The following is a 14,016-nucleotide window of genomic DNA, read 5'->3' as shown; positions in this document are numbered from 1 at the left end:
GCTACAGACCAGAGGGGCGCGCGATTTTCCGGGGCGCACACGGTGCGGCGGCATCCGCCAGCGGAAGGCTGCGACGGCGCTCAGATGCCGTCGTCTTCGTCGCTGACCAGTTTATGGCGCATCGCATAGCGCACCAGCGCCGCTTCGTGCGGCATCTGCATTTTTTCGAGGATGCGCGTCTTATACGTGCTGACCGTCTTGCTGCTGACACACAGTTCGGCCGCGATCTCGGTGATCGTTTGACCGGCTGCAATACGCTTCAGGACGTCGAATTCCCGATCCGATAGCCGCTGATGCGGCAGCAGATCGGTCGGTTCGTTCAGGCTTTGCGCGAACCGCTCGGCCATCGTAAGGCTCACGTACACCCCGCCGGCGGCGACCTTGGTCACGGCCGCCACCAGTTCGGCGCTCGCGCTTTCCTTCGTCAGGTAGCCGGACGCGCCGGCTTTGAACGCGCGCACCGCGTATTGCTGCTCGGCGTGCATGGTCAGCACCAGAATGCGCAGCGCCGGCTTCTCTTCCCTGATCTGCTTGATCAACTCGACGCCGTTGCGGCCGGGCATGGACAGATCGAGCACCAGCACGTCGGCTGCCCGCTCGCGGATCAGCGCGACGGTGCTGACGCTATCGTTCGCTTCGCCGGTGACTTCGAAGCCGCTTGCGCCCTGCAGGATATGGCGCAGACCGTCGCGCACCAGCGCGTGGTCGTCGGCAATCAGGACGCGCGTCATGTTTGTATCTCCTGCATTTGTACGGTCTCCGCCGGAATGGTGACAGTCAGCACAAAGCCTTTGCCGTGCGCGGTATGAATATCGACCGCTCCGCCGAGCATGTGCGCGCGTTCGCGAACGCCGAGCAGGCCGAAGGACTTGGCCGCCGGCTCGGCCGTGCGGTGCGCGCCCTGGCCATTGTCGGCGATGCTAAGCTCGAAGGCCTGCTCCTTCGCCTGCAGGCTGAGTGTCACCAGCGTGGCGTCCGCATGGCGCGCAACGTTTGTCAGCGCCTCCTGCACGATCCGGAACAGCGCGGTGGCGCCTGCCGGGCTGAAGCGAGCGTCGCCGGTCTCGATTTGACGCTCCACGTCGATGCCGTAGCGGTTGGTGAAGTCGTTGGCGAGCCATTCGATCGCTGGAATGAGCCCGAGGTCGTCGAGCATGACCGGCCGCAGATCCGCCGCGATGCGGCGAACCGAGGCGACAGTTGTATCGATTAAGCGGCGCATGCCGTGCAACTGGTCGCGCACCGCCGCGCCAGCCGAGGCATCCAGCGCCTGCTCGACCGACGAGATATCCATTTTCAGCGCGGTAAGTTGCTGGCCAAGATCGTCGTGCAGTTCACGGGCGATGCGCGTTTTCTCGTCTTCGCGGATATTCTGCAGATTGGCCGACAGTTCGCGCAGTTCCTCGCGCGCCTGACGTTGCGCGCACTCCGCTTTGACGCGTTCCGTGATGTCGCGCAGCATCACCGTGTAAAGCCGCGTGTCGCCGTCGCGAATCTGCGAGATCGAGGCCTCGAGCGGGAATTCCTCGCCGTTGGCGCGTAAGCCCGCCAGCACGCGTTGATTGCCCATCTGCCGGTCCGACACGCCGGTCACGCCGAATTGAGCGACATGCTGCGCATGCGCCGCCCTAAACCGCTCCGGAATGAAGCGAGCAAGCGGGGCGCCGATCGCGTCCATGGCGGAGCAGCCGAAAATCCGTTCCGCCATGGGATTGAAGATGACCACTCGCTGCTGTTCGTCGATGGTGATAATCGCTTCCATCGACGAACGAATGATCGCCATCATGCGAGCCTCGTTCAAGGCGGACTGACTAATGCCTGCGTTCGTTTCGCCGTTTGCATGAGCGTCGTTGCGATGCGTGCGCACGAGCACATACGCGCTCGTAGCGAGGAGCAAAGCGGCGGCGGCGCAGATGAACAGCACGGGATCGAACCAGTGCCGTGCGGCCAGCATGACGCCCAGTGTCACGACGAACACTGTCGCCGCTGCGAGAGCCGGCGGCGCCGCAAACGAGCCGCACAGCCCGCGCAAAGCGGCAGTGCGGGAAGGTGGCGGGTTACCACTGACGGGCATGTGCGCCTCTTTGGAAAGGCTGCGAAAGGATGGGGCGCGTTTCCCGCCGATGCCCGCACGGCCGCGCGTGAGGCGGACACTTTTGTTCGGCGGCATCTGCACCTGGCGAGCAACTGATTTGCGTTCATTTTCCGCGAAATGTCCGCTACATGCCAGTGCCGCCAGGCAGCGTACCCGTCGCGTCCCTGTGGACGCCCACGTACCGGGCCGACTCCGGCGGCGCTCAGTGCGACATCAGCACGGGCACCGTCATCGAGCGGAGAATCGTGCGCGTGGCGCCGCCCATCACCAGCTCGCGCCAGCGGGCGTGGCCGTAGGCGCCCATCACCAGCAGATCGGCGCCGCTGTCGGCCACCTGTGACAGCAGCAACTCGCCGACCGAGCCGCCCGGTCCGGTTTCGATGTCGACGATTTCCACCTGCACGCCATGCCGTGCCAGCACGGTGGCAATGTCCGCGCCGGGGATTCGGGCGGGCTCGAATTCGTGCATCCCGTTGACAGTAAGAATCGTCGTGCTGCTCGCCGTGCGCATAAACGGCAGCGCGTCGTGCACGGCGCGCGTGGCTTCGCGGCTGCCGTCCCACGCGACCAGGACCCGCCCGCCCGTCGACCTTGCATTGCTTGCGTAAGGCACAAGCAACACCGGGCGGCCGCACGACAGAATGAGGTTTTCCGGAAAGAAGTCGCCGACATACGATTCCGGATCCTCCGGATCCTCCGGATTGTCCTGGCCTGCCACGATAAGGTCGGCGCAGCGGCCCGCACGCGGCACAGCGAGACTGGCGGGCTCGTCGATGGCCACCCATTCGCCCGGCACGTCGGCGCGCCGCAGTTCGGCGTGAAACAGCCGTTCGAGCGCCGCGCGCCGCTCCGTGCGCGTCTCTTCATGCTGCCGGTAATACTCCGCAGTCCCGGCCATGACATAGAGCGAGCGAGGGTCCGGGCTGAAGACGGCGAAGGCGCCGGTCAGATGTGCGCCGAACTGTTTGGCCAGACGCAGCCCGATTTCGAGCCGCGGATGGGCGTTCGGGCTGGTGTCGAGGTGGACAACGATCGTTTTGTAGCTCATGGCAGTCGCTCCTGGAAGGGACGGTGAAGCGCGGATAAGTGAGCTTGAGTCTAGGAACGATGGCCGCGGCCCCGTTGATGCAGATCAACGGCGGCTGCGTCGCCGCACGGCTTTTCGTTAGCAGGCTGAAACGCCATCTCGCGCATCACGCAGCGCGGGAGCGGACCTGCTGATCCGCGTGCCGCGTCTAGGCCGGCAGCAGCATCATTACGGCGGCCGAGCCCATGACCACCGTCGCGATCGAGCCGAGCACGATGAGCGGCCGGCTCGCGGTGAAGTCCCCCATCACCGCGCGCTTCGAAACGAGCAGCAGGATCACCGCCATCAGCGGCACGGCGACCACGCCGTTGATGACCGCGCTCCAGAACAGCGCCTTCATCGGACTGATCGACGAATACTGGATGGCCAGCGCAGCCAGCACGCTCACGGCGATGATGCCGTAGAAGCCGCGCGCATCGCGCAGCTTGCGCTCGAGTCCCTCCGGCCAGCCCATGGCTTCCGCCAACGCATAGGCGCCGGAGCCGGCCAGCACCGGCACCCCGATGAATCCCACGCCGAGTATGCCGAGTGCGAACAGCAGATAGGCGAAGTCGCCGGCGAGCGGACGCAGCGCGCTCGCCGCCTGAGCGGCCGTGGTGATGTCGGTCACACCGGCCGCGTGCAGCGTCACGGCGGTCGCCAGCATGATGAAGTAGGCGGTCAAATCCGAGTAGAGCATACCGCTCCACGTGTCCCAGCGGATGCGCTGCAGTTCCGCGCGCGCGAAGCGGGCGTCGCTGACGAGCGGCGCGCTGTCCGTACGCGCGTGCAGGTCCTCGACTTCTTCCGAGGCCTGCCAGAAGAACAGATAGGGGCTGATGGTCGTGCCGAACACGGCGACTACCATCGCCGCCGCATTCGCATTCAGGGCGAAATGCGGCCAGAGCGTGCGCAGCGCCACGTCGCTCCACGGCACGTGAACGACGAACAGCACGGCAGCGTAGGCGAGTAGCGATACGGTCAGCCATTTCAGAAAAAACACGTAACGATGGTAAGGCACGAAGATCTGCAGAAGCAGCGTGGCGAACACGAAGCACACGGTCATGACGTGACGGTCGATGCCGATGACCAGTTGCGCGACTTCACCCATGGCCGCTACGTCGGCGGCAATGTTCAGCGTATTGGCCACCAGCAGTAGCAACACCACGGCATAGAGCACGGCGGGCGGAAACACATCTTTGATGTTCGCGGCCAGACCCTTGCCGGTCACGCGGCCGAGGTTCGCGCACATGGACTGGACGGCCGCCATCAATGGGAACGCGAGCGGCATGGTCCACAGCATGTTCAGGCCGAACTGCGCGCCGGCCTGCGAATAGGTGGCGATGCCACTCGGATCGTCGTCGGCGACGCCCGTGATGAGGCCAGGTCCGAGCCGCGCAAGCGGATGTTCCTTGAGGCGCGCTAGAAGCGAGCCGCGGGGTTTCAGCGGTGTTCCGTCGAGATCCACGGCGTTTCTCTCAGCGTACGTGCGGTAGGGTCTGTCAGCGCGTCGGCACGAGGCGCCAAAAAACAGCGGCGCTTAGTGGCTGTGCAGCGCCGAAGCGGCGCCATACACGACGCGAGGATCATGCTGGCCTTTGTACAAGGCCGGCACCGGACGATTCAACCCAAGCAGCGTGTACACCGCGGTCTGTGCGGAGCGCACCGAATATTCGATAGTGAACACGACGTCGTTCGGCAGCTCGCAAAACTGCCCGACGAACGCGAGATTCGCCCAGCCCTCGGGTACCACTTTGGGCCGGTCGCCGCGTTTGCGCCGCAGGAACTGGCTGGTGATGAACGGCATGAGGCACGGAATGCAGATCGCGTCGTCGAGAATGCGCGACGCCTCCGCATGAATGTGCAGATGACCGAGCAGCTCGATCATGATTTCGCGCCCCGTGCATTCGATCATCGGCTTGCCGACGAAATTGCCGGGCCTGTCGACGAAGAGCCCGTAGCCCCAGAACACCTCGACGTCCTGCGGCTGACCTATGAAATGCGGCTGGTGCGGCAGGACGATGGAGGCGAGCCAATTCGATTGAGCAAACGTGATCAGGCCGCCTTCGCCCGGCACGTTGCCGGTCAGATCGCGGATCAGGCGGAACAGTGTCGGATCGTGCAACGTTGCGGTAAAGGAAAGCCATTTCGATTCGTCGACGTGATCCGCGAACACGGATGGGTGGCCAAATTCGGCGCGTCCTGCCGCGATCGTTTTCCAGAGCGCCCACGCGCCGCTACTGTCTTGATGATCGGGCACGGCAACGCGGTTCGTGCCGCCGAGGCTCGATCCCGCCGTCATCGAACCGAGCGTGACGATCACCTTGTCGGCTTCACCCACCGGAACTTCAATGCGACGGTTGTCCTGTTCGCAGACTATAGCCGCGACCCGGTTCAGTGCGCCGCTTTCGTCGTATCGCAGATCGATGACCCGGGTGTTGGCGCGAAATCGCACGCCGCGTTCGTCGAGCCATTTTCGCAGCGGCCGCACCATCGAATCGTACTGGTTGTATACCGTGCGCATGATGCCGTGCAACTGGTTGAAGCCCGGCGTCATATGCGTGAAACGCAGCAGGTAGCGCCGGAATTCGACGGCGCTATGCCATGGCTGGAAGGCGAACGTCGTGCACCACATGATCCAGAAATTGGTTTCGAAGAAGTCGGGCTTGAAGTGATCGGAGATCCGGCTGTCGCCCAATAGCGCTTCGGGTTCGAGAGAAAGACGGCCAAGCGTGAGCAGGTGCGTCTCCGCAAGGCCATAAGGAGGCGCGTTTTCGCGCTGACCGTTGCGCACGAGGCGCGCTTTCGATGATGTGCGAATCGTCTCGTTCCAGTCGAAGATTTCCTTGGTGACGCTGCTGCGGCCGTCGAGCGTGGGAATCGAATCGAACAGATCGTAGGTGCACAGATACTTGCTCTCGAGCATGCGGCCGCCGCGCACGACGTACCCTTCCTGCGGCGAGCCGGCGCCGTCGAGGCTGCCGCCCGGTTTGTCGAGTGCTTCGAAGATCGTGATCAGACAGCCGGGCACATCGGCGTCGCGAATCAGGAAGGCCGCGGCGGCCAACGACGCAATACCGCCTCCCACGAGATAGAAATGCCCGGGTGCGATGGCTTCTTCCTGGGCCCGATCCGCGACCGGATGCCTGGCGGGATATGCGGAATTATTCATGGTGGGGTCCCCTGATGGCCGTGGAGGTGTTCCCTAGACCATACTCGCGCGGCAGAGACACCCGTTGAGTTGGATCAACGGAGCGCGACAGGAACCGCCGGCGCAGCGTAAGTAATGCGCGCGTCAGGTGAGAGAGAAGACTCGCTTTACACGACCTATACGACCCACCAGGCGAGCGCTGCCGTGATCAGTACGACCGCCCACGACGGCACTCGCCACCAGCCAAGCAGCACCAGCGCCACGACGACTAGCGCAAAATCGCGTCCGGCATGCACTGCGCTGGTCCACACGGGGTCGTACAGCGCGGCGAGCAGGATGCCGACCACGGCCGCGTTGATGCCGGCCATGGCGCGGCGCATCGGTGCGAACGCGCGCAATTCGCCCCACAGGGGCAGCGCCGCGCCGACCAGCAGGAACGAAGGCAGGAAGATCGCCACGGTGGCGATCAGTGCGCCCGCCATACCCGCCGGATGTCCGCTGCTCGCGGCGCCGAGAAACGCGGCGAACGTAAAAAGCGGACCCGGGACCGCCTGGGCCGCGCCGTAGCCGGCCATGAAGGTGTTCGCGGGAACCCAGCCACGCGGCACGACAACCGCTTCCAGCAGCGGCAACACGACGTGTCCACCGCCGAATACCAGCGAACCGACCCGGTAGAACGCCGAGAACAGATCGAGCGGATAGCTGCGTAGATAGGCCGCGATGGCGGGCAGCCCGAACAGCAGCAGTGCGAAGGCCGCGAGACAAACGAGCGCGCCGGTTTTAGACCCGGGCATGCCGAGCGGCGCACGCGGCACCTCGGTCGACGACCTCAGAAACGCGGCGCCGGCAATCCCCGCGGCGATGATCGACGCAAGCTGCCCGTAGGCTCCGCCGAGCAGGATCACGGTCATGGCCGAGGCCGCGGCGATCGTCGCGCGTGCACGGTCCGGGCACAGCATGCGTCCCATTGACCAGACCGCCTGGACGACCACCGCGACCGCGGCGATCTTCAACCCCCGCAGCAGATGAAGCGAAGCTGTATCCGACAGCTGCGCGAAGCCGGACGCAAAGGCCACGAGCAGGAGCACCGACGGCAGGGTAAAGCCGAGCCAAGCCGCTACCGCACCGGCAATACCGCCGCGCAGGCGTCCGATGGCGATGCCGACCTGGCTGCTGCCGGGCCCCGGCAGAAACTGGCACAGCGCCACCAGGTCGCTGAACGTATGTTCATCGAGCCAGCGGCGGCGCGTGACGAATTCGTCGCGAAAGTAGCCGAGATGAGCCGCCGGACCGCCGAACGAAGTCAGCCCGAGCCGCAAAAAGATACAGAAGAGGGCCCACGGCGAACTGCGTGCCGGTGCGGTGGGTGAGGTCTCTAAATCGGCGCTGTGCATTGGAAGGGCGTGCTGGCGATGTCGGGTTGGGCTTCGAAAAATAGCACGAGCCGACCCTTGCGGGGGGCCTCATCTGCAACAGGGCCGATCGTGCGTTGTACCGGCGGCGGTCAGCGTGGGTGGCGTCGACTCTGGCTGAGCGCCGTCGATGCATATCAAGTGGGACGCGGAGCGTTGCACTCGGGCATGGTAGGAGTCTGGCGAGCGACACGAAGCGCGGCAGCCTTGATGGAAATCAATCGCAACCGCGCCGCAAGGACGATGATGATTTCTTCTTTCGTCGTTCGCCGGTGGTCGTGGCTCACAGCGCGCGATTCATTTCGACAACGTACCGAACAAGGAGCGACCCATGACGATCTCGGGTAACGTGAGTGACGGCGACTGGTCGGTCGCCGCAACGACGCATTGCACGGCAGGCGGCTTCGACTGCACGATCCAGCTCAGTCATCGCACGCCGGAGGGAATGTTCGAACACCGGTTCACGCACAGCAGTATTTTTCCGACGGAGCGCGAAGCCGTCCTGGCGGGTTTGCGCGAGGGGATGGACTGGGTTCGGCTCGAGATGTCGCATACCGTGTCGGTTCAGCCGCGCGACTGTCCTGCTGAGCCGGAGTGAGGTCTGCCAAGCACCTTTGGTCCATCGCTTCATGTGTGCGCCTTTTCGCGTTCGAGCGCACAAAAATCCATGCTCACGGCGTCCTTTTAATTCCCCGCTCAGCCGCATCTTCAAGATGTAAGCCGCTCGAAACGACAGATGGCATGCCGGCTTTCGACAACGAATGGCCGGCGTCGAGTTGATCTGAGCCACGTTCGGGCCGACAGGCGCATGCAACGCCCTTCGAGATGATCCATATCAAACGACAGGACGTCGTACCGGCCTAATCTCAAATCACAACGGGGGGCTCGGCGGTTCCAGATACCGACGGCCGAAACGGGCGTCCCGCGAATTCAATTATCCTAACTGTTCAGGAGGCTTACCATGCGCGCATCCGATGTCATGACCAGCAACGTTATATCCGTGACACCTGAAATGACCGTGCGAGAGGTCGCCAGAATTTTTGTCGACAACGGCATTAGCGGCGCGCCGGTTCTGGATCGCGACGGCCACGTCGCCGGCATGATCAGCGAAGGCGATCTGTTCCGCCGTGCCGAAATCGGCACCGACGAGCGCACGCGAACCTCGTGGCTCGATTTCTGGTCCGCGAGCGAGGAGGCACGGGATTACATCAAAACCCACGCGCTGAAAGTTCGCGATGTAATGACCACCGACGTGGTGACCGTTCAGCCCGAAACGCAACTCGGTGAAGTGGCCGGCATCCTCGAAACCCGGCGCATTAAACGTGTGCCCGTGACGGACGCGGGGCGGCTCGTGGGCATCGTAAGCCGGGCCAATCTCGTCCAGGCGCTGGCGAGCGTACCGGATGAGCCGGCATCGGATGTGACGCTATCCGACGGCGAAATCCGCGCAATGTTGATGGGCGAACTCGCGGGTCGCAAATGGAGCTTCGCCGGACGCAATATCGTCGTCACGGATGGAGTCGTGCATCTGTGGGGCATCTTCCATTCGTTGGAAGCGGTCGAGGCGGTCCGCGTGGCGGCGCAAACCATACCCGGTGTCAAGCGCGTGGAGGATCACACCGAGCCTTATCCGGTCATGCCGGGCATCTAGCGGGCTCCGGCGGACTCTAGCGGGCCGCGGCCTAAAAAAAGCCGCCGTTAAATTCGCGGTGCGGCTCTGCTCGCATCAGGTTTCCTTAAGGTGAGGTCGTTAGTATCGGTTCGTTTGGGCGGTGTATTTTCCGGCTGTCAATTTGAGAGTTTCTGGCCGCGCGCGTCGTCAATCCAATCAATTTCTGGGCGAATCGAGGAGCACGGATGGGTAAGGTTTATGAAACGCGGCTTCCCGCATATGACGCAGTAGCGCGGACGCTGCACTGGCTGACGGCCGTCCTGATCGCGATGCAGTTTGTGATCGGCTGGACGATGCCCGATGTCCACAAGGACACGCAACCCGTCGGCCTGATAGCCTGGCATCTCGGCGTCGGCTCGGCACTCATCGCCGTTATGCTGGTCAGGGTTCTATGGCGATTGACCCACTGGCCGAGCCCGGAAGATTTGCCGCCGTTGCTCAACACAGTCTCGCGCATAACGCATTTTCTGCTCTATGCAGCCTTGCTGGCCGTGCCCCTGCTTGGCTGGATCAACGCGTCTTCGCGCGGCTGGACGGTCCGCCTGCTGGGCGTCGTGCCATACCCGGCGTTGAGCGAGCCGGGCTCGGCCTTCGGCCATGAGATGGGTGATGTGCACGGCGTCCTCGCATGGGTGCTCTTCACGCTTATCGGTCTGCATGTGGTCGCGGCATTGTTCCATCGCTTCGTTCTGAAAGACCACGTGCTGCAACGAATGCTGCCCCAAGCAGGGCCGTCGCGCCTTCCGGCGCGAAACGAATGAGAACAGGTTTGCGCGACCCTATCGAGGGCTACGGCGAGGATGTTGCCAGCGTGGCCGCGGCGCTCCTGCGGCGCACACCGGCTCCAATCCGCAGCCGCCGTGCAGTGCAGACCAGCCACTCGACGCATCGCGCGCCGTCTGCATGAGCCTTTACAACGCTGCGTCCACTCCGATCGCCTGAACCGGCTCGCGCTGATAGCCCGTAGTCGCGAGCAGCAGGCGGCGCGTGTACTCATGCTCGACCTGTTGCGCGCGAATGGACGCGATATCGCACTGCTCGACGATCTCGCCATTACGCATGACCGCGACGCGCGAGCAGAGAAAGCCGACCACCGCCAGATTGTGGCTCACGAGGATCATCGTCAGGTTGCGTTCACGATGAAGCCGCCGCAGCAGGTTGAGAATCTCGGCCTGCACGGACACATCGAGCGCGGACGTCGGCTCATCGAGCAGCAGCACGCGCGGTTCGACAATCAGCGCCCGTGCGATCGAGACGCGCTGCCGCTGGCCCCCCGACAACTGATGCGGATAGCGAAAGCGATACGCCGGACCCAACCCGACTTCGTTCAGCGCGTCGACAATGCGTTTGTCCTGCCGGTCGATGCCGTTGATGCTCAGCGGTTCGCGCAAGGTCTGATCCACTGTGAAACGCGGATGCAGTGCGCCGTACGGATCCTGAAAGACCATCTGCACGTCGCGCCGAAACGAGCGGTTGATCTTTTCTCCAGGCACGTGCGAGCCGATCGTCATAGTGCCGCCAGCGATGGGCGCGAGGCCGGTCAGCGCGCGCAGGATCGTCGACTTGCCGGATCCGGATTCGCCGACCAGCCCGAAAACTTCTCCTTCGCCGACGTGAAAGCTCGCCTCGCGCACGGCCTCGAAGTAACCGGTCTTTGTCTTGAAGCGGACCGTCAGGGCGTCGACGTCGATCATACCGATGCTCCAGTCGATTGCGTGAGCCACGCTGCGTCCCGCTTCAGCACGGGCAGTTCATCGGGTGGATTGACGAGCGGGGGATTTGCCGCGAGCAGGCCGCGCGTATAAGGATGCTCGGCGTGGATGAGATCGCGAGCCGCACAGGTTTCCACCACGCGCCCCGCGTACATCACAACGACGCGGTCGCAGAACGACATGACGAGCGGCAGGTCGTGGCTGATGAAAATGAGGCCCGTGTCGTGCTTTTCGATCATTTCGTCGAGAATCGCGAGCACCTGCATCGAGACGAGCACGTCGAGCGCGCTGGTCGGCTCGTCGGCGACGAGAAGCCGCGGGCCGGACGACACCATCATGGCGATCATCACGCGTTGTCCCATGCCGCCCGACAACTCGTGCGGGTACGCATCGGCGACACGCTCCGGATTGCGGATGTGCACCGCTGCCAGCGCCGCGACGATCTTCTCGCGCATCTCGCGGCGGCCCAGCTTCGGGCCGTGCAGGTCGAACGCTTCGCGCATCTGCTGCGCGACGGTCATCACCGGGTTCAGCGAGTATTTCGGATCCTGCAGGATCATGCCCATCTGCCGGCCGCATAGTTGCCGGCGCTTGCATGCCGACATCGCCAGCAGATCCTGGCCATGGAACTTCATCGCCTTCGCATGGCATTGCGCGGCAGGCGGCAGCAGGCCGAGCAGCGCGCGCCCGGACAGCGATTTGCCCGAACCGGATTCGCCGACAATGCCAAGCCGCTCGCCGCGATGGAGCGTCAGCGACAGGCCGCGCACGGCTTCCGTCAATTCGCCGTCGTGGCCGCGAAAACCGATTCGCAGGTCGTCGATTTCGCACAGGGGTTCGGTGATATCGGCTGGCATGTCAGCTTCCATGGCGAGGATCGAAGACGTCGCGCAGACCGTCGCCGAGCAGGTTGAAGGCGAGGCTCACCAGCAGAATGGCAAAGCCCGGAATGGTGGCCACCCACCACGAATCGAGCAGCACGTTGCGGCCCGACGCGACCATGTAACCCCATTCGGGGCTCGGCGGTTGTGCGCCGAGGCCGAGGAACCCTAAACCCGCGACGGTAAGAATGATGCCGGCCATATCGAGCGTCGCGCGCACGATCACCGACGACGAGCACAGCGGCACGATATAGCGCAACAGGATGCGCAGCCGCGACGCGCCCTGCAACCGCGCGACGTGAATGAAATCGGCTTGCACGAGCCGCAAAGTCTCCGCTCGCGCGAGACGTGCATAGGCCGGCCACGCCGTAATCGAAATCGCGATCACGGCGTTCATGACACCCGGTCCCAGCGCGGCCGCGAATGCGAGCGCGAGCACGATCTTCGGAAACGCAAGGGCCACGTCGGTGATCCGCATCAGCGCGTTGTCGACCCAGCCGCCAAAGAAGCCGGCCGTGGTGCCGATCAGGAGGCCGACTGGAACCACGATCACCACGACGAGAATCGCGATCGAAAGCGTGAGCCGCGAGCCGTAGATGAGCCGCGAGAGGATATCGCGGCCAAGCTGGTCGGTGCCGAACCAGTGCGACGGCGAACCCGGCGGCAGAAGGCGGTCGGAGAGGACTTGCTGCAACGGATCGTGCGGCGCGATCAGCGGTCCGATTGCCGCGACGATGATCAGCAAGGCGAGAATCACAAAGCCGAACACGGACAGAGGATTGCCCGCGAAGCGTCGCCAGCGCCGATAAGCGAGCCCGAGCGCGGCCTGTTTGCGTGACGCGGGCGTGTCGCTCAGCAGCCAGTCTTTCCATCGTCGGGGCGTGGCATTCATTGGCCAGTCCTGCGTTTGCGTTGATCGATCCCATGGGGGAAGCACGGAAGAAACCTCCGGAGCATCAGCGGGCGCGCGGATCGAACACGCGATAGAGCGCGTCGGTCAGCAGATTGAGTGCGATGAACGTGACGCCGATCACGAGCGTGCTGCCAAGCACGGCGTTCATATCGGCATTCAGCAGCGCGCCCGTCAGGTACGAGCCGATACCGGGCCAGGCGAAGACGATTTCCGTCAGCACCGAACCTTCGAGCAGATAGCTGTAAGTGAGCGCGATGATGGTCAGAAGCGGCACGGCGATATTGCCGAAGGCGTGACGCCAGATCACCCGGCGCTCGGGCAAGCCTTTTGCGCGCGCCGTGGTGATGTACTCCTGGCTCAACTGCTCGAGCATGAACGAACGCGTCATCCGGCTCAGATAAGCGACCGAGTAGTAGCCGAGAATGGCCGCGGGCAGCGCGATATGGGAGAACGCATTGAAAAACACGTCCCATTCGCCCGCGATGAGTGAGTCGACCAGCAGGCTGCCCGTATGCGTATCGACCATACCGTCGAATACGGGATCGATGCGCCCCGGACCGGCTACCCAGTGCAGCTTCGCGTAGAACAGCAGCAGTCCCATGAGTCCAAGCCAGAACACCGGCACGGAGCTGCCGACGAGACCGACAAAGCGCGCCACATGATCGATCCAGCGGTTGTGGCGCACGGCGGCGATCACGCCCAGCGGCACGCCTATCAGCACACCGATGAGGGTCGCGAGGGTCGCGAGTTCGAGCGTCGCGGGGAACACGCGCTGAATGTCTTCGATCACAGGGTGCGCCGTCAGCAGCGACATGCCGAAGTTGCCATGCAGCACATCGCGCGCGTAGATCAGAAATTGCACCGTGAGCGGCTTGTCTAGCCCGAGCTGCAGGCGCGCCGCCGCGTAGGCCGCCGCCGAGGCGCGATCGCCGAGAATCGCCAGTACCGGGTCGATCGGTATCTTGCGGCCGATCACGAACGTGACCGCTAGCAAGCCGGTGAAGGTAATCACGAGCGTGAAGATCCAGCGCACGAGGCGCAAGGTCCAGCGCACGCCGGCGCTTTCAGCCGAAAGCGCGCGCATGCGCTCGAAAGTCGTGAGCGGAGTCGACAT

Annotated in this window: 13 protein-coding genes; 3 read left to right on the top strand and 10 right to left on the bottom strand. The window is 63.9% G+C overall.

Annotated elements, in window-relative coordinates; all coding sequences use genetic code 11:
* Positions 1 to 80: 80 nt before the first annotated feature.
* The 6 genes from BPHYT_RS31295 to chrA form a co-directional block, all read right to left on the bottom strand.
* On the bottom strand, positions 81 to 731 hold the full coding sequence (locus BPHYT_RS31295) for a response regulator (RefSeq protein ID WP_012428149.1): 651 nt from the start codon (positions 729 to 731) through the stop codon (positions 81 to 83).
* Entirely contained in the window at positions 728 to 2,074 is a 1,347-nt protein-coding gene (locus tag BPHYT_RS31290; protein ID WP_012428148.1) for a PAS domain-containing sensor histidine kinase, read from the bottom strand. Before BPHYT_RS31290 ends, BPHYT_RS31295 begins: the two co-directional genes overlap by 4 nt.
* A 223-nt stretch (positions 2,075 to 2,297) precedes the next feature.
* Positions 2,298 to 3,143: a universal stress protein gene (locus BPHYT_RS31285; protein ID WP_012428147.1), complete on the bottom strand. Its 846-nt coding sequence runs from the start codon at positions 3,141 to 3,143 to the stop codon at positions 2,298 to 2,300.
* Between the two features lie 187 nt (positions 3,144 to 3,330).
* Complete coding sequence (locus BPHYT_RS31280) at positions 3,331 to 4,629, bottom strand: NRAMP family divalent metal transporter (protein WP_012428146.1); 1,299 nt, start codon at positions 4,627 to 4,629, stop codon at positions 3,331 to 3,333.
* Between the two features lie 72 nt (positions 4,630 to 4,701).
* A complete protein-coding gene (locus BPHYT_RS31275; protein WP_012428145.1) occupies positions 4,702 to 6,333 on the bottom strand; it encodes an oleate hydratase in 1,632 nt (543 codons plus the stop codon).
* A gap of 155 nt (positions 6,334 to 6,488) precedes the next feature.
* Positions 6,489 to 7,706: a chromate efflux transporter gene (gene chrA, locus BPHYT_RS31270; protein WP_012428144.1), complete on the bottom strand. Its 1,218-nt coding sequence runs from the start codon at positions 7,704 to 7,706 to the stop codon at positions 6,489 to 6,491.
* 349 nt (positions 7,707 to 8,055) lie between these two features.
* On the opposite strand from chrA, the gene BPHYT_RS31265 reads away from it, so the two are divergent.
* The 3 genes from BPHYT_RS31265 (at position 8,056) to BPHYT_RS31255 (ending at position 10,157) form a co-directional block, all read left to right on the top strand.
* Complete coding sequence (locus tag BPHYT_RS31265) at positions 8,056 to 8,322, top strand: hypothetical protein (RefSeq protein ID WP_012428143.1); 267 nt, start codon at positions 8,056 to 8,058, stop codon at positions 8,320 to 8,322.
* Positions 8,323 to 8,685: 363 nt separating this feature from the next.
* Positions 8,686 to 9,375: a CBS domain-containing protein gene (locus BPHYT_RS31260; protein ID WP_012428142.1), complete on the top strand. Its 690-nt coding sequence runs from the start codon at positions 8,686 to 8,688 to the stop codon at positions 9,373 to 9,375.
* Between the two features lie 206 nt (positions 9,376 to 9,581).
* Positions 9,582 to 10,157 carry a cytochrome b gene (locus tag BPHYT_RS31255; protein WP_012428141.1) on the top strand — a complete coding sequence of 192 codons (576 nt, stop codon included), beginning with the start codon at positions 9,582 to 9,584 and terminating at the stop codon, positions 10,155 to 10,157.
* A gap of 150 nt (positions 10,158 to 10,307) precedes the next feature.
* Here the strand turns inward: BPHYT_RS31255 and BPHYT_RS31250 are convergent, their stop codons facing one another.
* From BPHYT_RS31250 to BPHYT_RS31235, 4 genes are all read right to left on the bottom strand, one after another.
* A complete protein-coding gene (locus BPHYT_RS31250; RefSeq protein WP_012428140.1) occupies positions 10,308 to 11,090 on the bottom strand; it encodes an ABC transporter ATP-binding protein in 783 nt (260 codons plus the stop codon).
* A complete protein-coding gene (locus BPHYT_RS31245; RefSeq protein ID WP_012428139.1) occupies positions 11,087 to 11,965 on the bottom strand; it encodes an ABC transporter ATP-binding protein in 879 nt (292 codons plus the stop codon). Before BPHYT_RS31245 ends, BPHYT_RS31250 begins: the two co-directional genes overlap by 4 nt.
* 1 nt (position 11,966) lies before the next feature.
* Positions 11,967 to 12,881: a nickel transporter permease gene (gene nikC, locus BPHYT_RS31240; protein ID WP_012428138.1), complete on the bottom strand. Its 915-nt coding sequence runs from the start codon at positions 12,879 to 12,881 to the stop codon at positions 11,967 to 11,969.
* 64 nt (positions 12,882 to 12,945) lie between these two features.
* Complete coding sequence (locus BPHYT_RS31235; protein ID WP_012428137.1) at positions 12,946 to 14,016, bottom strand: ABC transporter permease; 1,071 nt, start codon at positions 14,014 to 14,016, stop codon at positions 12,946 to 12,948.

Source organism: Paraburkholderia phytofirmans PsJN (genome assembly GCF_000020125.1).
Taxonomy (GTDB): domain Bacteria; phylum Pseudomonadota; class Gammaproteobacteria; order Burkholderiales; family Burkholderiaceae; genus Paraburkholderia; species Paraburkholderia phytofirmans.
The sequence above is the reverse complement of the archived record's forward strand: the minus strand, read 5'-3'. Positions and strand labels throughout refer to the sequence as shown.